We start from the raw sequence: 22,500 nt of genomic DNA, 5'->3' as shown, positions 1-22,500 counted from the left end.
GGCCTAGCGTCCCGGGACGTGAGCAGACGCCTGGTCGTGATCGGTGGGGACGCGGCAGGAGGGAGTGCCGCCTCGCAGGCGAGGAAGCGGAGCCCCGACCTCGACGTGGTGGTGTTCGAGCGGGGCCGCGCGACGTCGTACTCGGCGTGCGGGATCCCGTACTGGATCAGCGGGGCGGTGGAGTCCGAGGCCGACCTGATCGCCCGGACACCCGAGCAGCACCGGGCCATGGGCATCGACGTCCGGATCCGGACGGAGGTGGTCGGCATCGACCTGGACCGCCGCGTCGTGCACTGGCGGGACCTCGCCGAGGGCGGCAGCGGTGTCGAGCCGTTCGACGACCTGGTGTACGCCACCGGGAGCGTGCCGATGCGACCGCCCGTGCCGGGCATCGACGCGACAGGGGTGCACGGCGTCCAGACGCTGGACGACGGCGCGGCGCTGCGTGCGGCGCTCGACGGCGACGTGAGCCGGGTGGTCGTGGTCGGCGGCGGCTACATCGGCCTGGAGATCGCCGAGGCCTGCCGGATCCGCGGGCTCGACGTGACCGTCGTGGACATGTCGGCGACCCCGGTCGGCACCTTCGACCCCGACGTCGGGGAGTTCATCGCCGACGCGGTCCGCAAGGAGGGCATCGATCTGGTCCTCTCCGACGCGGTCGCGGCGATCGAGACCGACGCCGCCGGCCGGGTCCGGGCGGTGGTCACCGCCAGCGGCCGGGAGCTGCACGCCGACCTGGTGGTGCTGGGCCTCGGGGTGCGGCCGGCCGTGCGGCTGGCCGAGGAGGCCGGCATCCCGCTCGGCACCTCCGGCGGCGTCGCCGTCGACGCGCGGATGCGCACCCAGGCCGAGGGCGTCTGGGCGGCGGGGGACTGCGTCGAGTCCGTGCACCGGCTCTCCGGCCAGCGGATGGTCGTCGCGCTCGGCACGCACGCCAACAAGCAGGGGCGGGTGGCCGGGATCAACATCGGCGGCGGCTACGCCACCTTCCCCGGCGTCATCGGCACCGCGATCACCCGGATGTGCGACCTGGAGGCGGCCCGCACCGGGCTGTCCACCGCCGAGGCGGAGGCGGCCGGGTACGAGTTCGTCACGGCCGTCGTCGACTCGACCACCAAGGCCGGCTACTTCCCGGGCGCCCAGCCGATCCGGCTCAAGATGATCGCCGAGCGGCGCAGCGGCCGGCTGCTCGGCGCCCAGGTGGTCGGCCGGGAGGCAGCCGCCAAGCGGGTCGACGCGCTGGCCATCTGCATCTGGAACGAGATGGGCGTCGACGAGATCCTCTCGCTCGACCTCTCCTACGCCCCGCCGTTCGCCCCGGTGTGGGACCCGGTGCTCATCGCCGCGCGCAAGGCGTTCGAGGCCGTGGAGGCCGACGTCCGGCTGCTGTGACCGCTGCCCGCCGGCGCCGCGCGGGAGAGGCGCGGCGCCGGCGGGCCCGTGTTCACTCGGGGTCGACGCGCTCGGCCTGCCGGCCCCGCTGCCCCTCGCTGGCCTCGAACTGGACCCGCTGGCCCTCGTCCAGGCTGCGGTACCCACCGCGGTCGGCGATGGCCGAGAAGTGCACGAACACGTCGGGTCCGCCGTCGTCGGCCTCGATGAACCCGAAGCCCTTCTCCGCGTTGAACCACTTGACCGTGCCGCCGGCCTTGCCGCCGCCGCCGCCGGGACGGCGACCCGCACCACCGCCGCTGCGCCCGGCGTCCCGGCCGCCGTCGCGGTACCCGCCGGAGTCGCGGTCGGCGTACCCGCCGCGGTCGGAGTACCCGCCCCGGTCACGGTCGCCCCGGTCCCGGTCGCCGTAGCCCCCGCGGCCGCGGTCGGGGTAGCCACCCCGGTCCCGGTCGCCGTACCCGCCACCCCGCTGGCCGCCGTCCCGGCCGCCGCCGCGCTCGGCGGACCGCACGTCCTCGGCCTGCGGCCCGCGCTGGCCCTGCGTGACGTCGAACTCGACCCGCTGACCCTCGTCCAGGCTGCGGAACCCGCCCCGGTCGGCGATCTGCGAGAAGTGCACGAAGACGTCGGCACCGCCGTCGTCGGGCTGGATGAAGCCGAAGCCCTTGTCGGCGTCGAACCAGCTCACCGTGCCGGTGCTCCGACCGCCGCGCGACGGCCGGCCGCGGTCCCGGTCGCGGTCCCGACCGGAGTCGCGGCCCCGGTCGTCCCGCCCCCGGTCGTCCCGCCCCCGGTCGTCCCGGCCCCGGTCCCGGCCGTACCCGGCGTCCTGGCGCCGCGGGGCGCCACCGACCGGCCGCACCGAGTCGGCCTGCAGCCCGCGCTGCCCCTCACTCGCCTCGAACTCCACCTGCTGGCCCTCGTCGAGGCTGCGGAACCCGCCCTCGTCGGCGATCGCGGAGAAGTGGACGAAGACGTCCTGCCCCCCGTCGTCGGGTGCGATGAACCCGAACCCCTTCTCGGCGTTGAACCACTTCACGGTGCCCTGCGGCATGCACGTGCTCCTGCACTGATCATCGCCGGCGGGTCCCTCCCACCGGCAGTCCACCGGCCCCGCTCTCCCATCGGGAGGCGCGGCCGCGACCTCCAGCCTCCTCCATCCGCCGCCGGCGCGGGCGGGCACCCGGCGGGACACCGGTCACCGGACGCTGCGCGCGGGTGGACGGCGGGCGACAGGAGGAGCGTTCCGCGGGGATCCGGCCGGTCCGTCCGTCCGGGCCCGGGCCGTCCGACGGGGTACCCCGCCGCGGTCGGCTCCACTCTCCCCGGCGGTTCCTCCCCGGCGTGTCACGGGCGTGTCCCGTTACCCGCCCGCCGACCGGGGTAGGGGCGGCCACTCACACGGAGACGCGAGCGGCGGAGGAACAGATGACCACCAGCAGTGACAACCACTTCGTGGCCCAGGCGGTGCACGACCTGGGGTCGGCGCTCTGGTTCGGCGGGGCGGTGATGGGCATCGCGGGGGTCAACAAGTCCGGCAGCGACCTGTCCCAGGGCATCGACCGCATCCGGGTGGCCAGCTCGGCGTGGAGCCGCTTCCAGCCCGCCCAGTTCGGGGGCATCGCGGCCACGCTGCTCGCCGGGCTGCGGCTCACCCAGGTCGGCGGCCGCCGGATCGCGCTGCAGCAGGGCTTCGGGACGGTCGGCGCGCTCAAGGCGGGCCTGGCCGTGGCCGGCGCGGGCGCGACCGCCTACGCCGCCTACAGCGGCAGCCGCATCGGCAAGCTGGCCGAGGAGGCCCGGCAGCGAGGGGAGACCGTCGAGGTCAAGGACGCCACGCTGCCCACCGCCGGCACGCCGGCCGAGATCGTGAAGTGGCAGAGCCGGCAGCGGGTCACCCAGTTCGTCGTCCCGGCCCTGGCCGGCGCCAACATCGTCTGCAACTCCTGGCTGGTGCAGTCCTACCGGGTCGGCGCGACGGCGAAGGGCGTCCTGCGGCGGCTGCTGCCCGACTGAAGAAGGACCCCGTCCTCCCCACCCTTCGCACGCTCAGGGCGGGACCCGGGACGGGGCCGGCAGCGCGGCTAACCGATCACGACGTCCCACGGCCGGACGGTCCACGCCGTCACCAGGCCGTGGACGACGTACGGGTCGGACCCGGCGAAGCGCTCGACCACCTCGCGCGGCGCCGTCCACACCAGCAGGGCGCGGTCGTAGGGGTCGGGCAGCGCCCCGGCCAGCAGCAGCTCGCCGCGCTCGTGGGCGGCCCGCGCGAGGGCCAGGTGGTCCTCGCGCAGCGCCGCGCGGCGCTCCAGGTAGTCCTCGGCCAGCGTGTACTCCAGCAGCAGGTGCACGCCGCCACTGTGGCAGCAGCGGCTCAGCGGCCGCTCAGCGGCGGCTCAGCGGAGGTCCGTGGTCAGCCGCACCGTGACGCCGCCCGGGCCGCTGGTGATGTCGACGTGGTCGCACAGCTGCCGGGCCAACCACAGGCCCATGCCGCCGCGGGAGAGGTCGGCGCCGTGGGCGGGGCCGTAGCCGGCGAACGGGTCGGTCAGCCCCGGCCCGGAGTCGCTGACCGTGCACACCAGCCGCTCGCCGGACGTCCACAGCCGCAGGCCCACCGGCGGGAGGCCGTGCCTGATGGCGTTGGAGGTCATCTCGTCCACCGCGAGCAGGAAGTCCTCGACCACCTCGCGCGGTCCGCGGACGGCGGACAGCTCGGCGGCCACGGCGTGCCGCAGCCCGATCGGGTCGGCGACGTCGTCCACGGCCAGCCGCGGGGCGCACGCCTGCAGCGGCTCCACCGGCACCGGCATCCCGGCCAGGTACCGCGCGGGGTCGACGAAGCGCGGGTTCGGGCCGCGGGAGCCGTCGGCCACGACGTTCGGGTGGGTGCGGGCGACGGACTCCAGCACCTGGCCGGGCAGCCGGGTCGTGTCGAACACGCACAGCCCCCAGAGCGGCCAGGGCCCCAGCGCGTCGTTGACCACGGCCTCGTAGCGCTGCCACTCCAGCCAGTCCCGCTCGGTGCGCCCGAAGTCGGTCTCGCCGACGACCCGGACCCGCCGCGTGCCGGCCGCGGAGAGGTCGTCGGCCAGCCGCTGGAAGGAGGTGACCGCCGAGGGGGTGCGCCGGTGGTAGGTGCCGTGCCGTGCCAGCACGCGGACCCGCGGGTCGCCGTCCACGGCCTCGCGGACGACGTCGGCGGTGGCGGGGGAGGCGGCGACGACCACGGCGTCCCCGGCGCCCAGGCCCTCGCGGACGAAGGGGACCGCGCCGGCGGCCAGCTCGTCGGGCGAGGAGAAGAACAGCGCGTCGTGCACGTAGCGCGGGCCGGCCCCGTGCTGGAGTGCCGTGTCCACCTGTCGTCCCCTCGCGTGCGGGCCCGTCGTTGCCCCTCCACCGTAGAGGGGTTCGCCGGGCGACCGCCTCCGGGAATCGAGCGACGTCCCCCACGCCGGGCACGCCCGGGCCGCCTGCCGCCGCCCGGGTGCACGATGGCTCCGTGGCCGGCACCGCGGGGTACGTCGCGCTCGGGGACTCCATCTCCATCGACGACTACTCCGGCGGCCCCGGTCGCGGCGGGGCCAGCCTGCTGTTCGCCAACCGGGACGACGACTTCCCGGAGTGGCGCGGGCGGGACCTGCGCAGCACCGCGCCCGGGACGGCGTTCACGCTGCTCGCCACCGACGGCGCGACCACCGGCACGCTGCTGGACCGCCAGCTGCCCCGGCTCGCGGCGCTCCCCACGCGGCCCGCGCTGGTCACGGTGACGATCGGCGGGAACGACCTGCTCGGCGCCTACGGGGACACCGCCGCGGCCCGCGCGGTCGTCGCCCGCGTCGCGGCCGCCCTGGACCGGGCGCTGGAGGTGATCGGCACGGTCCTGGCCCCGGACGGGCGGGTGGTCGTGGGCACGGTGTACGACCCCAGCGACGGCACCGGCGACGCGGGCCGGCTCGGCCTGCCGCCCTGGCCGGAAGCCGTCGCGCTGATCAGGGAGCTCAACGACGCCCTGCGCCGGGGTGCGGCCCGTCACGGCGCGGCGGTGGCCGAGATCGCCGAGCGATTCCGCGGCCACGGGCTGGCCGTCGGCGACCCCCGGCGACCCGATGCCCGGCCCGAGCAGCGGGACCTGTGGTTCTGCTCGCTCATCGAGCCCAACGCCTGGGGCGCCGACGGCGTCCGGGCGGCCTTCTGGGCCGCGCTGGACGGCGGCGGCTGACGGTGCCCGCCGCGGGCCGGGGCCCCGCGTGGACGCGCCGGCGCCTGCTGGCCGCCGCCGGGCTGGGCGTCCTCGCCGGCTGCGGCGGGCGGCTGACGGGGTCCCCCGGGAGCACGGGCGAGGCCGCGCGCCTCACCGCCCGCCCGCAGCCCGGCGTCCCCGCCACGCCCCCGGCTCCCGGGACTCAGCCGCTGGACCTGGGCGTCGAGCGGCCGCCGCTGCTGCACGTGCCACCGGCAGCGGACGGCGGTCTCCCGCTCGTGGTAGCGCTGCACGGCGCCGGCGGGGACGCCGAGGCGGGCGTCGGGATCCTCGGCGGCCTGGCCGACGAGCGGGGCCTGCTCGTGCTCGCTCCGTCCTCCCGCGGGTCGACGTGGGACGCGGTCACCGGCGGGCACGGCGAGGACGCCGCCCTGCTGGACCGCGCGCTGGCCCGGGTGTTCTCGACCGTGCCGGTCGACCCGGCGCGGGTCGCGGTCGCCGGGTTCTCCGACGGCGCGTCGTACGCGCTGGGCCTCGGCCTGGCCAACGGGGACCTGTTCGGGGAGGTGGTCGCGTTCTCCCCGGGCTCCGTCGCCGGCTCGTCCCGGGAGGGCCGGCCGGCGGTGTTCGTGTCGCACGGCGACGCCGACGACGTGCTGCCCGTCGAGCGGACCAGCCGGCGCATCGTGCCGGTCCTGCGCGAGGACGGCTACGACGTCACCTACCGCAGGTTCGCCGGCGGGCACACCGTTCCGCCCGGGGTGGCGCGGGAGGCCGTGGACCGGATCGTGCGGTGACGACGGCGCTCGCGCGCGCGCACGGTGCCCAACGGGCGTAGCGTCCGCACCCACCCTGTTCCGGGGGATCGAGTTCCGGGAGACGGCCATGTCCCTGCTGCGCCGGTTCGGAGCGGCCCGCGGCGTGCTCGGCGCGGCGGCCGGGCTCGCCGGTGCCGGTGTCGTGGCCGGTGCCGGCGTCACCGCCGGGCTGGTGGGGGAGACCGCGTCGGTCGCCCGCCGGGGTGCCCACGCCTCGCTGTCGCTGGCCCACGCCGCCGCGGTCGCCGGCACCCGCGCCGTCGGCACCGTGGTCACCGGCGCCGACCCGCTGCCCGACGGGCGCCTGCACGACCTGCTCGACGCCGCGCGCGGGATGGTGGAGCCGCCGCCGGCGCGGCACACCCGCCGCGTCTGGGCCGACCGGGGCCGGGTGCAGGTCGAGCTGCTGGCGCCGGATGCGCAGGAGGCCCCGGAGGTCCGCTCCGCGCTGCGCCGGCACCTCGAGCGGCTCGAGGGCGTGGAGTGGGCGACCGTCAACGACGTCGTCGGCCGGGTCCTGGTCGCCTTCGACGAGCGGCAGGTCACCGTCGAGGACCTCGTCGGCACCGTGACCGCCATCGAGAAGGCCCGCGGCGGGCAGGGCCTGTTCCCGGCGCGGGAGGACCACCCGGCCGACCTCGAGCCGCTGCTCGCCGCGGCCGCCGCGACCGCCATCGACCTCGCCGCCGTCGGTGTCGCCTACGCGGCCAGGCTGTCGCCCGTCCCGGCGCTCACCCGCCACGCGACCCTCGCCGTCGCGCTGCTGGAGTCCCAGACGTGGCTGAAGCGGGAGCTCTACCGGCGCGTGGGACCGACCGGCACCGAGCTGGCCTTCTCCGGCGTCAGTGCACTGCTGCACGCGCTCACCCAGAGCCCCACGGTGCCCGCGCTCAACGCCGCCGCCGCGTTCCAGGAGCTCCTGGAGATGCGCGCCCACCGGCAGGTGTGGCGGCGGCGCGAGTGGGAGTTGTGCCGCCCGGAGCCGGACGACGACCACGAGCCGCTGACCCCACCCGGCGACCGGCCCGTGCCGCTGCCGCCCGGCCCGGTCGAGACCTACACGGAGCGGCTGGCCCCCACCGAGCTGGCCGCCTCGCTCGGCCTGCTGGCGCTCACCGGGCGCCCCGGCCGCTCGGCCGACCTGCTCAAGGCGCTGAACCCCAAGGCCGCCTTCCACGGGCGGGCGGCGTTCGCCACGACCCTGGACCTCCTGCTGTGCCGCCGCGACGTGCTGCCGATGGACGGCTCGGCCTACAAGCGGCTGGACCGGGTGGACACCGTCGTCGTCGACGGGGAAGCGCTGTGCACCGGCCCGCCGGTGGTGCTCGAGGCCACCGCGCAGGCGGAGGGGTGGGACGACGCCCGGGTCTGGTCGGCCGCGGCACGGCTGGTCGGCGCGCTCGAGGGCGACGAGCCGGAGGAGGGCCTGCGGCTCGGGCCGGCCACCGACCCCGACGACGCCCCCGGGGTAGGGGTCCGTGCGGTGTACCAGGGCCGCCGCCGGGTGGGCACGGTGACCGTCGCCCGTGAGCTCGACCCGCACGCCGAGGCGCTGCTGGCCGCAGCCGCCGCAGCCGGTGCCCGGCTGGTGCTGACCGCGCACGCCGGTACCCGGGAGGTGGCCGCGGCCGCCGACGAGGTGGCCCCGGCGGACGAGTCGCTGACCGAGACGGTGCGGCGGCTGCAGGACGACGGGCGCGGCGTCCTGCTGGTCAGCGACACCGACGGTCCCGCGCTGCTGGCCGCCGACGTCGGCGTCGCCCCGACCCGGCCCGGCTGCGCCCCGGCGTGGGGCGCCGACCTGGTCACCCCACCCGGGCTGACCGACGCCTGCCGGGTGGTCGCGGCGACGGCGGTGGCCCGCACGGTGAGCCGGCGCTCGGTGCAGGCGGCGCTGACCGGCAACGTCCTCGGCGCGCTGCTGGCCGCCGTCGGCAGCGAGCGGTACGGGCAGCAGCGGGCGACCTCGCCCGGGAAGACCGCCACGACCGTCGCGATGCTCGGCGGCACCTGGGCGGCGGTCCGCGCGGCCGGCCGCCCGGTCCCGCCGCCGACGGTCCACACGCCGTGGCACGCGCTGGACCCCGACGAGGTGGTGCGCCGGCTGGCCGAGCTCCCCGCCGCGGAGGACGCCCGTCCGGTGCGGTTCCACCGGCTCCGGGCGCACCCGGTGGTCCGCGGGCCGTCCCGGTTCGTCCGCACCGTCGCCGCCGAGCTGGCCGATCCGCTCACCCCGGTCCTCGGCACCGGCGCCGCGGCCACGGCGATGCTCGGCGAGGCGACCGACGCCGTCCTCGTCGGCAGCGTCACCGTCGCCAACTCCCTGGTCAGCGGCCTGCAGCGGCTGCGGGCGGAGACGGCGCTGGAGTCGCTGCTGCTGGAGCAGGACGTCGTCGTCCACCGGGAGACCGACGGCGGCCGGGAGGACGTGCCCGGCAGCGCGCTGCGCGTCGGCGACGTCGTGCAGGTCGAGCCGGGCGACGTGCTGGCCAGCGACGCCCGGCTGCTGGAGGCGGTCGACCTGGAGGTCGACGAGTCGAACCTGACCGGGGAGTCGCTGTCGGTGGGCAAGTCGGTGCCGGCCACGCCGGGGGCCGAGGTCGCCGACCGCAGCTGCGTGCTCTTCGACGGCACCACGGTGGTCGCCGGCCGCGGCCGCGCGGTGGTCGTCGCGGTGGGTGACGCGACCCAGGCCGGGCGCGCGGCGCGGGCGGCCGGCGGGGCGGCGCCCCCGGCCGGCGTGCAGGCCCGGCTGGGCGAGCTCACCCGCCAGGTGCTCCCGATGACGCTGGCCGGCGGCGCCGTGGTCGCCGGCCTCGGCGTGCTGTGGCGCCGCCCGCTGCGCGACGCGGTGCGGGACGGCGTGGCGGTCGCCGTGGCCGCGGTGCCCGAGGGGCTGCCGCTGGTCGCGACCGTGGCGCAGCAGGCCGCGGCGCGGCGGCTGTCGCGGCGCGGCGCCGTCGTCCGCAGCGCGCGGGTGCTCGAGGCGCTCGGCCGGGTGGACACCGTCTGCTTCGACAAGACCGGGACGCTGACGGAGAACCGGCTGCGGGTCGCCCGGCTGCTCCCGCTGGACGGGGAGCTCGACGAGGACGGGCTGCTGGAGCTGGTGGCTGCCGGGGTCGGCAACGGCGACGACCGGGCGCACGAGACCGACCGCGCTGTCGTGGAGGCGGCCGAGGAGCGCGGCGTGTGCCCCGACGGCGAGGCGGGGGAGAGCCTGCCGTTCGCCGCCGGGCGGGGCTTCTCCGCGGCCGTGCGCGACGGCCGGCTCGTGGTCAAGGGCGCCCCCGAGGTCGTCGCCGCCCGCTGCCGGGACGCCGGGGACCTCACCGGGCAGGTGCACGAGCTCGCCGCCGAGGGGCTGCGGGTGCTGGCCGTCGCCGACCGCGCGCACGACGGCGCCGACGACCTCGAGCAGGCCGCCGCCGACCTCACGCTGCGCGGGCTGGTCGGGCTGGCCGACACGGTGCGGGGGTCCTCGGTCGCGGCCGTCGAGCAGCTGCGGGCCGCCGGCGTCCGGGTGGTCGTGGCCACCGGTGACCACCCGGGGACCGCGCGGGCGATCGCCGCCCAGGCCGGCGTCCCCGGTGCCGACCGGGTGGTGACCGGGGCGGAGTTCGCCCGCGCCTCCGACGCCGAGCGGGCCCGCATGGTGCGGGAGACCGCGGTCTTCGCGCGGCTGTCGCCGGAGCAGAAGGTCTCCTTGGTCGCCGCGTTCCGTCGTGCCGGAGCGACGCTGGCGATGACCGGTGACGGGGTGAACGACGCGGCCGCGATCCGGCTGGCCGACGTCGGCGTGGGCGTCTCCGGCGCCGAGTCCCCCGCCGCCCGCGCCGCGGCCGACCTGGTGCTCACCGACCTGGACCTCACCCGGCTGGTCGACGCCGTCGCCGAGGGCCGGGCGATGTGGGCGCGGGTGCAGGACGCCGTCTCGGTGCTCGTCGGCGGCAACGCCGGCGAGGTCTCGTTCACCGTGCTCGGCACCGCGTTCGGCGGGCGGGCGCCGATGAACACCCGGCAGCTGCTGCTGGTCAACCTGCTCACCGACATGTTCCCGGCGCTCGCCGTCGCCGTGGCCGCGCCGCGGAGCGCCGCTCCCGGCGGGGGCGACGGCCCCCTGGCCGGGCACCCGCTGGCCGCCGTCCTCGAGGCCGGGCCGCGGCGCGGCTTCGCGCGCGAGGTGCGGCGCATGGTGCTGGTCCGCGGGGCGGCCACCACCGCGGGGGCGACGGCGGCGTGGACCGCCGGGCGGCTCACCGGGTTCCGCGGGCGGGCCGGGACGATGGGCCTGGCCGCGCTGATCACCACCCAGCTGGGGCAGACCGCCTGGGCCGGGCGGCGCAGCCCGCTGGTGCTCGTCACCGCCGCGGGCTCGCTCGCCGTGCTGGCCGCCGTCGTCCAGACCCCGGGGCTCAGCCGCTTCTTCGGCTGCACGCCGCTGGACCCGCTCGCCTGGCTGGTCGTGCTCGGCTGCGCCGCCGCGGCCACCGCGGGCGCCGAGCTCCTCCCGCGCCTGGTGAGCCGCTAGGCGTACCGGGCGGCGAACGCGCCCGGCGTCATCCCGGTCACCCGGGAGAAGTCGCGGCTGAAGTGCGGCTGGTCGGCGTAGCCCAGCAGCGCCGCGACCTCGGCGAGGGGCGTGCCGGAACCGCGGAGGCGCTCGGCGGCCTCCTGCAGCCGGCGGCGCTGGATGAGCCACTTCGGCGTCAGCCCGAGCCGGCGGCGCACCAGCCGCTGCAGCGCCCGCTCGGACAGCCCGAACTCCGCGCACACCTGGGCCACCCGGACGACCTCGCGGTCACCCTCCACGAACGCCACCACCCGGTTGACCAGGTCGCCCTCGGCGTCGACGGGCAGCAGCGGGCGCAGCGCGTCGCCGAAGGCGGCCATCGCCTCGCCGTGCGCCGCGGGGGACGCCGGGTCGGCGGCCATCGCCGCCCGCACCCGCGCGGTCAGCCGCTCGCCCCCGGCGCCGAGCACCTCGGCCAGCGGGACGTGACGGTCGGTGTAGGGGGCCACCGAGCCGCGGGCGACCAGGGCGCCGGCGGCCGGGGCGCACATGACCCCGACAGCCCACCCGTCCCCGGTCAGCGTGGTCGTCGACAGGCCGGGCACGACGCCGTAGAAACGGGCGTAGTCGCCGGAGACCACCAGCAGGGTGACCGGGTACTGCAGCACCTGCTGGGGCGCCTCCCGGCCGGGCGGCACCGACCAGACCGGGATCCAGAACCGCTCCAGCAGGCCGGCGAACTCCGGCGGGGCGTCGTAGCGGTGCAGGACGTGCGAGGCGTCGCCGGGGGAGCGCAGGTGCGCGCGCTCGACGTGGTCCAGGCGGCGCGGGGCGGTGTCGGGTTCCATCAAGACCGCAGCCTGCCCCGCTCCTACCGTCCCGGCCATGACGATCCCCATCCCCACCGCCTACGCGGCCGCCGACCGCCCGCTGACCGCCGTCCTCGACGCCGTCCCGACCGATGCGTGGGACCGGCCCTCGACCTGCGAGGGGTGGAGCGTGCGGGACGTCGTCCGGCACCTGGTGCAGACCCAGCGCGAGTTCCTCGTCGGGCGCGGCGTCGACCTGGGCCAGGAGCCCGACGTCGACGCCGACCCGGCGGCGGCCTGGCGCGCCCACGCCGGCCGGGTCGCGGCGGCCGTCGCCGACGAGGCGGTCGCCGGGCAGCCCTACGAGGGCTACTTCGGGCCGACGACGCTCGGCGCGACCCTCGAGCAGTTCTACGTGTGGGACATGGTCGTGCACCGCTGGGACGTCGCCCGGTCGGCCGGCCTCGACGCCGCGCTCACCGACGCCGAGCTGGACCGCGTGGAGTCCGGTGCGGACGCCTTCGGTGCCGCCCTCTACACGGAGGGCATCTGCCGTCCGGGGTCCGAGCCGCCCGCCGGCGCCGGGCGGGAGACCCGGGTGCTGGCCCGGCTGGGCCGCGGCTGAGTCAGCCGACGGGCGCTGCCGGGCGCAGCGCGGCCAGCGAGCTGCGCACGGTGTGCACGACGTCCCCGGCGACGAACAGGTCGTCGGCGCTGGTGGCCCGCGCCCGGCGGACGGCGTCGACGAACTCCTGCAGGCACGCGTCGGCCCGGGCGAGGGCCGCGGGGTCGGCGGTGGCGTCCTCGACCGAGCGCAGCGCCGCCGCCAGCGCGGCCAGGGTGCGCGACGCCGCCGGGCGCAGCGCCGGGCCGAGTGCGACCCGCTCGAACTCCGCGCGCTCGGTCTCGGCGATCACCTGGGTCAGCTGCTCGACGAGCAGGCTCAGCCGCTCCAGCGCCCGGGCCTGCCGGTACTGCGCCTCGGCGAGCTCCCGGTAGCGGCGGGCCCGCCGGTTGCCCCGCCGGGCCTCGGCGGCCTGCTGGACGGCGTCGCGCATCTGGGCCAGCACCGGGTCGATCCGGTGGGTGCGCTGCCGCCACTGGTCCTCGGTGGGCGGGTGCTCCTGCTGCAGCCCGCCGGCGAGGTCCTCGAGCTGGCCGGCCAGGGTGTCGCGCAGCGCCCGCAGCTGCTCCTGGGCCGGGGCCAGCGGCAGCGGCGGGAAGGCCGCGGTGACCGCGAGGCCGATGACGGCGCCGATGGCGGTCAGTCCGGTGTAGGCCGCGACGAACCCGGGGTCCTGGGTGCCGAGGACCAGCACGAACAGCGCGGAGGTCGCCGTCCAGCTGCCGGAGCTGCCCAGCCGGTGCCAGCCGGCCAGCAGGACGCCGCCGGCGACCACCAGCGCGAGCGTGCCGAGGTTGTCGCCCACCACCGCAGACACGCCCAGCGCGAGCGCGGCGCCCAGGGCGATCGCGGCGACCGACTGCACCGAGCCGCGCACCGAGCCGCTCAGCGTCGTCGACGTGGCGATCACCGCGCCCAGCGGCGCGTAGTACGGGTACTGCTCGGCCGGGTCCAGCGGCAGCAGCCCCGCCACGTGCCAGGCCAGCGCCGCGGCCAGCGCGGCCTTGACCGCCAGGCCCAGCTGCGGGTGGCGGGCCCAGGTCCGGCGCACCCGGCCCGGGCGGCCGGTCCAGCGGCGGGGGAGCGGGCCGGTCACCGGCCCAGGTGCACCCGGATCGCGGCCACGACCATCCGGTGGTCGTCCAGCTGCGGCAGCCCGGAGACGACGACGGCGCCGACCGGCCCCACCGAGCGGACGAGCACCGGGAACGCGCCGCCGTGGGCCGCGTAGAGCGCGGGGTCCAGGCCGAACTCCGCCTCGAACGTCGTCCCCCGCTCGACCGAGGCCTGCCGGACGTACAGGCTGCTGTGGCCGAACCGGTGCACCACGCGGGTCTTGCGCTGGATCCAGGAGTCGTTGTCCGGGCTGGTGCCCGGCAGCGAGGCGTGGAAGAGCTGGTGGCCGTGCCGGCTGACGTCGACCGCGACCGGCGCGCCCCGGTCCCGGGCGGTCGCGACGAGCGCCGAGCCGAGCTCCCAGGCATCGTCGTTGGTGAAGCCGGCGAACTGCAGGTCGTCCTCCTCGGCGGCGAGCTCGGCGAGGGACGGGAAGGAGTCGGCCATGTCCCCCTTCCTACCGCGTGACGCGGGAGGCTGACCGGCATGAGGTGGACCGAGCGGGTCGACCGGTTCCAGCGCCGGCATCCGGCGGCCGGGTTCCCGATCGCGGTGTTCTACAAGTACCTGGACGACGACGGCCACTTCCTCGCCGCGCTGATCACCTACTACGGCTTCCTGTCGCTGTTCCCGACCCTGCTGCTGCTGGCCACCGTGCTGGGCCTGGTGCTGGCCGGCGACCCGGGGCTGCAGCAGCGGCTGCTGGACTCCGCGCTGGGGGAGTTCCCCGTGATCGGGCCGCAGCTGGCCCGGCCGGAGGGTCTCGGCGGCGGGGTGACCGGCATCGTGGTCGGCGGGGCGGTGGCCCTCTACGGCGCGCTGGGCCTGGGGCAGGCGGTCCAGCACACGATGAACTCGGTGTGGGCGGTGCCGCGGCACAGCCGGCCGGACCCGATCACCTCCCGCGGCCGCAGCCTGCTGCTGCTGTTCACGCTCGGCCTGCTCCTGCTGGCCAGCACCGTGCTCTCCGCGCTGGGCACCGGTGCCGCGGCCTACGGCGGCGGCTTCTCCGGCGGGCTGCACGTGCTGCTCACCGTCGCCTCCGTGCTCGCCAACGCAGCGGTCGTCGTGCTCGGCTTCCGCATCACCACCGCGCGCAGTCTCACCAACCGGCAGGTGCTCCCCGGCGCGCTCATCGCCGCGGTGCTCTGGCAGCTGCTGCAGTCCTTCGGCGGCGTCTACGTCGCGAGCGTGGTCGCCAACGCCAGCGCCGTCGACGCCGTCTTCGCCCTCGTGCTCGGCCTCATCGCCTTCGTCTACCTGTCCGCGGTCGCGTTGGTGCTCTGCGTCGAGGTCGACGTCGTCCGGGTCGACCGGCTGTACCCACGCGCGCTGCTCACCCCGTTCGTCGACCACACCGACCTGACCGAGGGCGACGAGCGGGTCTACTCGGACGCCGCACGCGCGCAGCGGGCGGTGCGGCACCAGGAGGTCGAGGTCCGCTTCGACGCCGGGGACGACGGCCCTTGACCTCCAGTGCACTCGAGGTCCGACGATCGCTCCGGTGAGGCGGGACCGGAAAAGCGGTGGCGGACCGATGAGCCCGCAGCGCACATTCCGTCAGAGGGACGGGGGACGCTGCACCGCACCGCCGCCGAGGGAGTCGGGATGACATCAGGGAGCACGCTCGCCATCGAGGCGACCGGCCTGGCCAAGTCGTACGGGGAGACCCGCGCGGTGGCCGGCGTCGACCTCGCCGTCCCGGCCGGTGCCATCTACGGCGTCCTGGGGCCCAACGGCGCCGGGAAGACGACGACGATCCGCATGCTGGCCACCATCGTCCCGCCGGACGCCGGCACCGCCCGGGTGCTCGGCCACGACGTCGTCACCGAGGCCGACGCCGTCCGCGGGCTGGTCAGCCTCACCGGCCAGCTGGCCTCGGTCGACGAGGAGCTCACCGGCCGGGAGAACCTGGTGCTCGTCGGCCGGCTGCTCGGGCACCGCCGGGCCGCCGCGCGGGCGCGGGCCGACGAGCTGCTCGAGGCCTTCGGCATCGCCGGCGCCGCGGGGAAGCTGGTCAAGCACTACTCCGGCGGCATGCGCCGGCGGCTGGACATCGCCGCGAGCATCGTCGTCACCCCGCAGCTGGCCTTCCTCGACGAGCCGACGACCGGGCTGGACCCGCGCTCGCGCAACCAGGTCTGGGAGATCGTCCGGGCGCTGGTGGCCGAGGGGACGACGGTGCTGCTGTGCACCCAGTACCTGGAGGAGGCCGACCAGCTCGCCGACGGCATCGTGGTCATCGACCGCGGCCGGGTGATCGCCGAGGGCACCCCGGGCCAGCTCAAGGCGTCGGTCGGCAACGGGGCGCTGCACGTGCGGCTGCTCGACCCGGCGCGCCGCCCGGAGGCCGCGCGGCTGCTGGAGTCCGCCGTCGGCACGGTGACCCTCGAGCCGGACCCGGCCGCCCTGTCGGCGGCCTGCAGCGACGCCGACCGCGCGGCGACCGCGGTCGGCGCGCTCGGGCGGGCCGGCGTCGGCCTGGCCGACTTCTCCCTCGACCAGCCCAGCCTGGACGAGGTCTTCCTGTCCCTCACCGGTCACCTCGCCGAGGAGCCGGCACCCGCAACGCAGGAGGCGTCGTGACCGCCACCGCACCCCGGACCGACGCCGACACCGCCGCCGTCCGGCGGGCCATCGCGTCCACGGCGCGCCCCCCGCGCCCCGGTCCGCTCGCGACGGCGCTCACCTTCGGCTGGCGCGGCATGCTCAAGATCAAGCACGTCCCCGAGCAGCTGATCGACGTGACCATCACGCCGGTGCTCTTCGTGCTGATGTTCACCTACCTGTTCGGCGGTGCGCTGGCCGGCTCGACGAGTGCCTACCTGCAGTACGTGCTGCCGGGGATCCTCGTCATGTCGGTGGTGTTCACGACCGTCTACTCCGGCGTCGCGCTCAACACCGACCTCACCAAGGGCGTCGTCGACCGGTTCCGGTCCCTGCCGATCTGGCGGCCGGCGCCGCTGCTGGGGGCCCTGCTCGGCGACAGCGTCCGGTACGTGCTGGCGGGCACGGTGATCCTGGTGCTCGGCGTCGCGCTGGGCTACCGGCCGGAGGGCGGGGCGGCCGGTGCCCTGGCGGCGCTCGCGCTGGTCGTCGTGTTCTCCTTCGGGCTGTCGTGGGTGTACTCCGCGGTCGGCCTGGTGCTGCGCTCGCCCAGCGCCGTGCTCAACGGCGGTTTCATGGTGCTGTTCCCGCTGACCTTCCTGTCCAACGTCTTCGTCGACCCCCGCACGCTGCCCGGGCCGCTGCGCGCGTTCGTCGACGTCAACCCGATCTCGGTGCTGGCCACCGCGACCCGCTCGCTCATGGCCGGCGCCCCCGACGGCACCGCGATCGCCGTCTCGCTGGCCGTGGCGGCCGGGCTGGCCGCGGTGTTCCTCCCGGTCACGACCCGCCTCTACCGCAGCCGCTGAGGGCTACGGTGACGGCCGTGGTGCCGTCGGACCCGGACCCGTCGGGATCGGTGCGGCCGCTGGAGGACTCCGTCCGCACCGACCTGGGCGGTGCGCTGACCTACGCCGGCTACCTCGACCTCGACCACCTGCTGGCCGCCCAGCACCCGCGCAGCAGCCCCGAGCACCACGACGAGCTGCTGTTCATCGTCCAGCACCAGACCAGCGAGCTGTGGCTCAAGCTGGTCCTGCACGAGCTGCGCGCCGCCTGCCGGTACCTGGCCGGCGACGAGCTGGCGCCGGCGCTCAAGTGCCTGGCCCGGGTGAAGAGCGTGCAGCGCACGCTCGTCGAGCAGTGGTCGGTGCTGGCCACCCTGACCCCGCGCGAGTACGTGCAGTTCCGCGGCGCCCTGGGCAACGCGTCGGGCTTCCAGTCCCACCAGTACCGGGCGGTCGAGTTCGTGCTCGGCAACAAGCACCCCGGGATGCTCGCGGTCTTCGACGGCGAGCCCGCCGCCCGGGAGCTGCTGGAGGAGCTGCTCGCCGCGCCGACGCTCTACGACGAGTTCCTCCGGCTGGTGGCCCGGCTCGGCCTCCCGGTCCCGGCGGCCGTCCTGGAGCGTGACGTGCGCCGGCCGTGGACGTACCAGCCGGACCTGGTCCCGGTCCTCCGCGAGGTCTACGAGGCGGCGGGCACGCCGTGGGGGGTCTACGAGGCCTGCGAGAGCCTGGTCGACGTCGAGGACAACTGGCAGCTGTGGCGGTTCCGCCACCTGCGCACGGTGCAGCGGACCATCGGCGCGAAGACCGGGACCGGCGGGTCCTCCGGCGTCGACTTCCTGCGCCGGGCCCTCGACCTCACCTTCTTCCCCGAGCTCTACGCCGTCCGCACCGTGATCGGCACCTGAGTCCCGCACGGCCGGGCACCCCGGGTGTCCTTGTGGCCCTGCTCCCGGAGGCCGACCATGGACTCCCCGGTGAGAGGAGCCCACATGGAGCCCGACCCGCGCGAACCGACCGGTGACCTCGGCTACGACATGGCGCACGAGGACATGGCGCACGAGGTGACCGGCAGCCGCCCCCGGCCCCAGGCGGAGACCCCGGAGGCCCCACCCCCCGACGACGCCGCCGGCGACCTCGGCTACGACGAGGCGCACGACTTCCGACGCTGACGGCACGCCCGGTCCGACGTAGGTGCCGCCGCGGGTGCGCTCGCGCGTCAGCGGGGCCGCGCGGCGGCCCGCCGGGCGCGCAGCCGGCGCGCCGCGTCGGGCAGGAACAGCAGGAACAGCGCGGCGTAGCCGATGGTCGGTACCGCGACGCCGACCAGCAGGGCGAGGACGAACGCGCTCGTGGTCAGCACCGCGCGGGCCGGGTCGTCCTCCTCGTCGGCGCCGGCCCGGCGCAGCTGCGGGCGGCGCCGGAGCAGCAGGGTCAGCAGGGTCAGGCAGGCCGAGCTCAGCGCCATCGTGCCGATGTAGACCGCGACGGCCAGCCGGTCGGCGCCGTAGACCGCCGCCACCTCGGTGGCGAACGGCAGCAGCACGATCGTCATCGTCCACAGCAGGTTGAGCAGCACGAAGGTGCGGTCGTAGGAGCCCACCTGCTCGACCAGCCGGTGGTGCACCAGCCAGAACCGGGCGATCACCGCGAAGCTCAGCGTGAACGCGCCGAACCGGGGCGCCTCCTCGGCCAGCAGTGTGGGGAGGTCGACGGCGGCGCCCTCGTCGGGCAGCACGTCGACCAGCGGCAGCACGAGCAGCGTGATCGCGATCGCCACGACGGCGTCGAGGAACGTGATCAGCCGGTCCAGCCCCCGGTCGGTGCGCACCCGCCGCAGGCTAGGACCGCCCGACCCGGGATGGGGCGGTCCGGGAGCCCTCGGGCGGGGTACCGGCCCGGGATGCGCGAGCGACCCGGCCACGGTGGACGACCCGGCCCACGCGAGGGCACCGTCCGGCTGCCCGACGGGCGGACGCTCGCCTACGCCGAGTACGGCGACCCGGCGGGCCGGCCGGTGCTCGGCTGCCACGGCTCGCCGAGCTCGCGGCTGGAGCGCCACGTCGAGGACCCCGAGGACTACCGGCGCTGGGGCGTGCGGTTCGTCGTCCCCGACCGGCCGGGCTTCGGGCGCTCGGACCCGCAGCCGGGCCGGCGGGTGACCGACTGGCCCGGTGACGTCGCGACGCTGCTCGACTCGCTCGGCATCGACGAGTTCTCCGTCCTCAGCCTCTCCGGCGGCGCCGCCTACGCGCTGGCCTGCGCGCACGCGTTCGACTCGCGGGTGCGCAGCGTCGGCGTCCTCGGCGGGGCGCCGCCGCCCGACGTCCCGTGGCCGTGGCCGGGGTGGGTGCCGCGGCGGCTGCGGGCGGTCGCGCACCGGCCGTCGCCCGCGGCGGCGCTGATGCGGCCGGTGTTCGCCCCCCTGGCGCAGCGCCCGGAGGCGATCCCGGGCTACCTGTAGGCGCGGCTGAACCCGGCCGACCGGCGGGTGATCGGGCGCCCGGAGGTCCGCCGGGTCCTGGCCGACACCTTCGCCGAGGGGCTGCGCAACGGCGCCGCCCCCATGGCCGAGGACCGCGCGCTGCTGTTCCGGCCGTGGGGGTTCCCGCTGTCGGAGGTGCGCCAGCCGGTGCACCTCTGGCACGGCACGCAGGACTGGCAGGTGCCGGTGGCGCTCGGCCGGGTGCTGGCCGCGATGCTGCCCCGCTGCACGGCGCACTGGCTGGCCGGCGAGGGGCACTTCGCCGTCTTCGACCACGCGGCGGAGGTCTACGCGGAGCTGCGCCCCTGACCCGGCGGGGGAGGATGCCGGCGTGCCGCGTCTGCTCGTCGTCCACCACACGCCCTCGCCGTCGCTGCAGGCCGTGCTGGAGGCCGTGCGGGAGGGCGTCGCGATGGTCGAGGAGGTCGGCCTCGACGTGCGCCCGGCGCTGTCGGCGGGCGCCGCGGACCTGCTGGCCGCCGACGGCGTCCTGCTCGGGACCCCGGCCAACATCGGCTACATGTCCGGGGCGCTCAAGCACTTCTTCGACACCGTCTACTACCCGTGCCTGGACGCCACCGTGGGCCTGCCCTACGGCGTGTACGTCCACGGCAACGACGACACCGCGGGCGCGCTGCGCAGCATCGCGACGGTCACCGGTGCGCTGCGCTGGAAGCAGGTCGCCGAGCCGCTGAGCCTCACCGGTGCGCCCGGCCCGGCCGACCTGGAGGCCGCCCGCGAGCTCGCCGCCACCGTGGCGGTCCAGCTCTAGGAGCGTCCCGCCGGCGGGACGGCGAACAGGTCGACCACGGCGTCCCACCGGGTGCGCCGCCCGGCGGGGAAGCGCGCCTCGGCCCGCGCCCGGCGGTGCGATCCGGGCGGGTAGCGCCACCGGGCCCAGGGCGAGCGCGGCCGGGCCAGCCGCAGCGCGCCCACCGCCGCGACGAGCGGCACGAAGACGCCGACGACGCCCAGGACCACGCGGCCCTTGAGGATCGCCACCAGGGCGACGGCCGTGTTGAACAGGACCGTTGCCCACGACACCACCTCGCCGGCCGCACGGTCGGCGTCGAACGGGTTGGCACCGACCAGCAGCAGGCCCCCGACGACGAGCGCGATCCCGACGGCGTCCACGGAGCTGCGGCCCTCGCGGCTCCAGTAGACGTCCTCGAGGTGCAGCCACAACGCGAACTCGTCGAGGGCCAGCGCCGCCCCGGCGCCGAACAGCACCGCGAGCAGCTGCAGCCAGGGCGCGCCCGGGCGGTAGGCGAACTCCACGGTGCCCGTCCCCAGCAGCAGGAGGATCCCGTAGACCTCGTGGTGCAGGTGCACGCCGCCCACGCTCGCGTCGCGGAACGGGCCGCGCCCGGCGTGGACGGCCCGCGTGACGAACCGGGTGGCCAGGAAGGTCACCAGCAGGGCCAGCAGCATCCAGCCGACGACGGCGCGCCGGTCCGAGAGCAGCGGCACCAGCTCCGGCCCGACGTCCACCCCGCCCCCCTCCGCGCCGCCCGCGGCCGATGGTGGGACCGGCGGACGTCCGCGGACAAGCGGGTCAGCCGCCGGACAGGCGCAGCAGGACGGCCTCGTCCGGCCGCAGCTCGAGGTCGCGCACCGGCCCGGGCGTCCGCTCCGGGTCGGTGGACACCAGCAGCGTGGCGGCCGCGTCGAGCGGGAGCCGGCGCGGCCCGGTCGCGAAGTCCACGGCCGCCAGCAGCCGCTCGCCGTCCCCCTCGCGCAGCCAGGCCAGCACCCCGGGGCCGGCGTCGACGAACCGCTGCGCGCCGGTCTGCAGGGTGCGGGAGGACGCGCGCAGCGCGCCGAGCTCGCGCACCAGCGACAGCGTCGAGGACGGGTCGGCCGCCTGGCGCTCGACGCAGAGCCGCTCGGCGTCGGCCACCAGCGGCAGCCAGGGCTCCGCGGTGGTGAAGCCCGCGCCGGGGCCGGCGACCGACGGCGGGCGCCAGGGGATCGGCGCCCGCTCGGGGTCGCGGCCGTCGACGTCGACCACCCGGTCCGGCGGGACGACGGCGTCCGGCAGGCCCAGCTCGTCGCCCTGGAACAGGAAGGGCGTGCCGCGCAGCGCGGTCAGCAGCAGCGCGACCGCCCGGGCGCGGGCCGGACCGTGCCCGCCGTCGTCGTACCGGGTGGCGACCCGGGAGTGGTCGTGGTTGCCGAGGAACCACGCCGGCCAGGTCTCGGGCTCGACCAGCGACTCGAAGCCCTCGATGGTGGTGCGGAAGGCGTCGGCGTCCCACGGCAGGTGCAGGAAGACGAAGTTGTGCGCCAGGTGCAGCTGGTCGCCGCCGGCCAGGTAGGCGGCCACCCGCGGCAGGTCGAGCAGGTACACCTCGCCGACGATCATCCGGTCGGGGAACTCGTCGACGACCCGCCGGATGCCGCGCAGCCGCTCGTGGGCGGTCTCCCAGTCCTGGTCGTGCCGGCGGGTGCCGCCGGCGTTGCTGCGCAGCAGCGGGTCCTTGGCCAGCCGCTGCAGCGCGTCGATGCGCAGCCCGTCCACGCCGCGGCCCAGCCAGAACCGGACGACGTCGTGCATGGCGGCCTCGACCTCGGGGTTCTCCCAGTTCAGGTCCGGCTGCTGCGGGGTGTAGGAGTGCAGGTACCACTGGCCGGTCGCCTCGTCGCGGGCCCAGGCCGGGCCGACCGCGGCGAACTCCGAGCGCCAGTCGTTGGGCGGGCCGCCGTCGGGGGCGCCGTCCCGCCAGACGTACCAGTCCCGCTTCGGGTCCGCCCGCGAGGAGCGCGAGGCGCGGAACCAGGGGTGCTGGTCGGAGGTGTGGTTGGGCACCCAGTCCAGGACGACGCGGATGCCGCGCGCGTGGCAGTCGGCGACCAGGTCGTCGAGGTCGGCGAGGGTGCCGAAGAGCGGGTCGACGTCGCACAGGTCGGACACGTCGTAGCCGAAGTCGGCCATGGGGGAGGGGAAGACCGGCGAGAGCCAGACCGCGGCGACGGACAGGTCGGCGAGGTGGTCCAGGTGCGCCCGCAGACCCCGCAGGTCGCCGACGCCGTCGCCGTCGGAGTCGGCGAAGGACCGCGGGTAGACCTGGTAGACCGCGCCGCGCTGCCACCACGGCGGCGCCCCGTCGTCGGTGCGGGTTCCCACGGCGACCTCC

At 76.7% G+C, this 22,500-nt stretch carries 22 protein-coding genes and 3 pseudogenes; 14 read left to right on the top strand and 11 right to left on the bottom strand.

What is annotated here, in order from left to right; genetic code table 11:
* Positions 1–18: 18 nt before the first annotated feature.
* On the top strand, positions 19–1,392 hold the full coding sequence (locus BLR12_RS07145) for an FAD-dependent oxidoreductase (protein WP_176832394.1): 1,374 nt from the start codon (positions 19–21) through the stop codon (positions 1,390–1,392).
* 52 nt (positions 1,393–1,444) lie between these two features.
* Here BLR12_RS07145 and BLR12_RS25135 read toward each other — a convergent pair.
* The 3 pseudogenes from BLR12_RS25135 to BLR12_RS24820 form a co-directional block, all read right to left on the bottom strand.
* A pseudogene (locus BLR12_RS25135) lies at positions 1,445–1,648 on the bottom strand (cold-shock protein); the annotation flags it as partial.
* A gap of 252 nt (positions 1,649–1,900) precedes the next feature.
* Positions 1,901–2,083: pseudogene (locus BLR12_RS24825) on the bottom strand (cold-shock protein); the annotation flags it as partial.
* A 162-nt stretch (positions 2,084–2,245) separates the two neighbouring features.
* Positions 2,246–2,449, bottom strand: a pseudogene (locus BLR12_RS24820) (cold-shock protein); the annotation flags it as partial.
* Positions 2,450–2,823: 374 nt separating this feature from the next.
* Between BLR12_RS24820 and BLR12_RS07135 the strand changes: the two are divergent.
* The gene (locus tag BLR12_RS07135) at positions 2,824–3,411 is read left to right on the top strand and encodes a hypothetical protein (RefSeq protein ID WP_091375483.1); all 588 of its coding nucleotides are present in this window, start codon (positions 2,824–2,826) and stop codon (positions 3,409–3,411) included.
* Positions 3,412–3,479: 68 nt separating this feature from the next.
* Here the strand turns inward: BLR12_RS07135 and BLR12_RS07130 are convergent, their stop codons facing one another.
* A complete protein-coding gene (locus tag BLR12_RS07130; RefSeq protein ID WP_091375480.1) occupies positions 3,480–3,749 on the bottom strand; it encodes a YciI-like protein in 270 nt (89 codons plus the stop codon).
* Between the two features lie 45 nt (positions 3,750–3,794).
* Positions 3,795–4,757 (bottom strand): sensor histidine kinase, encoded by a 963-nt coding sequence (locus tag BLR12_RS07125; protein WP_091375477.1) that lies wholly within the window; start codon positions 4,755–4,757, stop codon positions 3,795–3,797.
* A gap of 143 nt (positions 4,758–4,900) precedes the next feature.
* On the opposite strand from BLR12_RS07125, the gene BLR12_RS07120 reads away from it, so the two are divergent.
* The 3 genes from BLR12_RS07120 to BLR12_RS07110 all read left to right on the top strand — a co-directional run bounded on the left by BLR12_RS07120 (position 4,901) and on the right by BLR12_RS07110 (position 10,951).
* Complete coding sequence (locus tag BLR12_RS07120; RefSeq protein ID WP_176832393.1) at positions 4,901–5,620, top strand: SGNH/GDSL hydrolase family protein; 720 nt, start codon at positions 4,901–4,903, stop codon at positions 5,618–5,620.
* Between the two features lie 2 nt (positions 5,621–5,622).
* Positions 5,623–6,399: an alpha/beta hydrolase gene (locus BLR12_RS07115; RefSeq protein WP_091375475.1), complete on the top strand. Its 777-nt coding sequence runs from the start codon at positions 5,623–5,625 to the stop codon at positions 6,397–6,399.
* 88 nt (positions 6,400–6,487) lie between these two features.
* Positions 6,488–10,951: a cation-translocating P-type ATPase gene (locus BLR12_RS07110; RefSeq protein WP_091375473.1), complete on the top strand. Its 4,464-nt coding sequence runs from the start codon at positions 6,488–6,490 to the stop codon at positions 10,949–10,951.
* On the opposite strand, the gene BLR12_RS07105 is transcribed toward BLR12_RS07110, so the two are convergent.
* Positions 10,948–11,781 carry a helix-turn-helix domain-containing protein gene (locus tag BLR12_RS07105; protein WP_091375470.1) on the bottom strand — a complete coding sequence of 278 codons (834 nt, stop codon included), beginning with the start codon at positions 11,779–11,781 and terminating at the stop codon, positions 10,948–10,950. The genes BLR12_RS07110 and BLR12_RS07105 overlap by 4 nt on opposite strands.
* A 37-nt stretch (positions 11,782–11,818) precedes the next feature.
* On the opposite strand from BLR12_RS07105, the gene BLR12_RS07100 reads away from it, so the two are divergent.
* Positions 11,819–12,367 (top strand): TIGR03086 family metal-binding protein, encoded by a 549-nt coding sequence (locus BLR12_RS07100; protein WP_091375468.1) that lies wholly within the window; start codon positions 11,819–11,821, stop codon positions 12,365–12,367.
* Position 12,368: 1 nt separating this feature from the next.
* Here BLR12_RS07100 and BLR12_RS07095 read toward each other — a convergent pair whose 3' ends face one another.
* Together BLR12_RS07095 and BLR12_RS07090 are read right to left on the bottom strand one after the other, a co-directional pair.
* Positions 12,369–13,463 (bottom strand): FUSC family protein, encoded by a 1,095-nt coding sequence (locus BLR12_RS07095; protein WP_091375465.1) that lies wholly within the window; start codon positions 13,461–13,463, stop codon positions 12,369–12,371.
* Entirely contained in the window at positions 13,460–13,930 is a 471-nt protein-coding gene (locus tag BLR12_RS07090) for a heme-degrading domain-containing protein (RefSeq protein ID WP_091375463.1), read from the bottom strand. Before BLR12_RS07090 ends, BLR12_RS07095 begins: the two co-directional genes overlap by 4 nt.
* 39 nt (positions 13,931–13,969) lie before the next feature.
* Here BLR12_RS07090 and BLR12_RS07085 point away from each other — a divergent pair, with 39 nt between their 5' ends.
* From BLR12_RS07085 to BLR12_RS07065, 5 genes are all read left to right on the top strand, one after another.
* Complete coding sequence (locus tag BLR12_RS07085) at positions 13,970–14,953, top strand: YihY/virulence factor BrkB family protein (RefSeq protein WP_091375460.1); 984 nt, start codon at positions 13,970–13,972, stop codon at positions 14,951–14,953.
* A gap of 138 nt (positions 14,954–15,091) precedes the next feature.
* A complete protein-coding gene (locus BLR12_RS07080; RefSeq protein WP_091375457.1) occupies positions 15,092–16,069 on the top strand; it encodes an ATP-binding cassette domain-containing protein in 978 nt (325 codons plus the stop codon).
* Positions 16,066–16,899, top strand: coding sequence for an ABC transporter permease (locus BLR12_RS07075; protein WP_091375454.1), 834 nt, complete (start codon positions 16,066–16,068; stop codon positions 16,897–16,899). The genes BLR12_RS07080 and BLR12_RS07075 overlap by 4 nt, the downstream gene beginning before the upstream one ends.
* A 17-nt stretch (positions 16,900–16,916) precedes the next feature.
* Positions 16,917–17,786 (top strand): tryptophan 2,3-dioxygenase, encoded by an 870-nt coding sequence (locus BLR12_RS07070; protein ID WP_255363348.1) that lies wholly within the window; start codon positions 16,917–16,919, stop codon positions 17,784–17,786.
* 84 nt (positions 17,787–17,870) lie between these two features.
* Positions 17,871–18,050, top strand: a complete 180-nt coding sequence (locus BLR12_RS07065) for a hypothetical protein (protein ID WP_091375450.1) — start codon at positions 17,871–17,873, stop codon at positions 18,048–18,050.
* A gap of 47 nt (positions 18,051–18,097) precedes the next feature.
* Here BLR12_RS07065 and BLR12_RS07060 read toward each other — a convergent pair whose 3' ends face one another.
* The gene (locus BLR12_RS07060) at positions 18,098–18,709 is read right to left on the bottom strand and encodes a TMEM175 family protein (protein WP_091375448.1); all 612 of its coding nucleotides are present in this window, start codon (positions 18,707–18,709) and stop codon (positions 18,098–18,100) included.
* A 72-nt stretch (positions 18,710–18,781) separates the two neighbouring features.
* Between BLR12_RS07060 and BLR12_RS25130 the strand changes: the two genes are divergently transcribed.
* The 3 genes from BLR12_RS25130 to BLR12_RS07050 are packed head-to-tail and all read left to right on the top strand — an operon-like array spanning position 18,782 to position 20,135.
* Entirely contained in the window at positions 18,782–19,342 is a 561-nt protein-coding gene (locus BLR12_RS25130) for an alpha/beta fold hydrolase (RefSeq protein ID WP_255363347.1), read from the top strand.
* A 27-nt stretch (positions 19,343–19,369) separates the two neighbouring features.
* Complete coding sequence (locus tag BLR12_RS25125) at positions 19,370–19,672, top strand: alpha/beta fold hydrolase (protein WP_255363346.1); 303 nt, start codon at positions 19,370–19,372, stop codon at positions 19,670–19,672.
* 22 nt (positions 19,673–19,694) lie between these two features.
* A complete protein-coding gene (locus tag BLR12_RS07050; RefSeq protein WP_091375446.1) occupies positions 19,695–20,135 on the top strand; it encodes a flavodoxin family protein in 441 nt (146 codons plus the stop codon).
* Here the strand turns inward: BLR12_RS07050 and BLR12_RS07045 are convergent.
* Together BLR12_RS07045 and BLR12_RS07040 are read right to left on the bottom strand one after the other, a co-directional pair.
* Complete coding sequence (locus BLR12_RS07045) at positions 20,132–20,854, bottom strand: hypothetical protein (RefSeq protein ID WP_091375443.1); 723 nt, start codon at positions 20,852–20,854, stop codon at positions 20,132–20,134. The two genes, BLR12_RS07050 and BLR12_RS07045, sit on opposite strands and share 4 nt — an antisense overlap.
* A 64-nt stretch (positions 20,855–20,918) precedes the next feature.
* Positions 20,919–22,490: an alpha-amylase family glycosyl hydrolase gene (locus tag BLR12_RS07040; RefSeq protein WP_091375441.1), complete on the bottom strand. Its 1,572-nt coding sequence runs from the start codon at positions 22,488–22,490 to the stop codon at positions 20,919–20,921.
* Positions 22,491–22,500 lie beyond the last annotated feature (10 nt).

It is taken from the genome of Geodermatophilus sp. DSM 45219 (genome assembly GCF_900104025.1).
In the GTDB taxonomy this organism is placed as follows: Bacteria; Actinomycetota; Actinomycetes; order Mycobacteriales; family Geodermatophilaceae; genus Geodermatophilus.
Note: the sequence above shows the minus strand (reverse complement) of the source record. Positions and strands in the feature narration are given on the sequence as shown.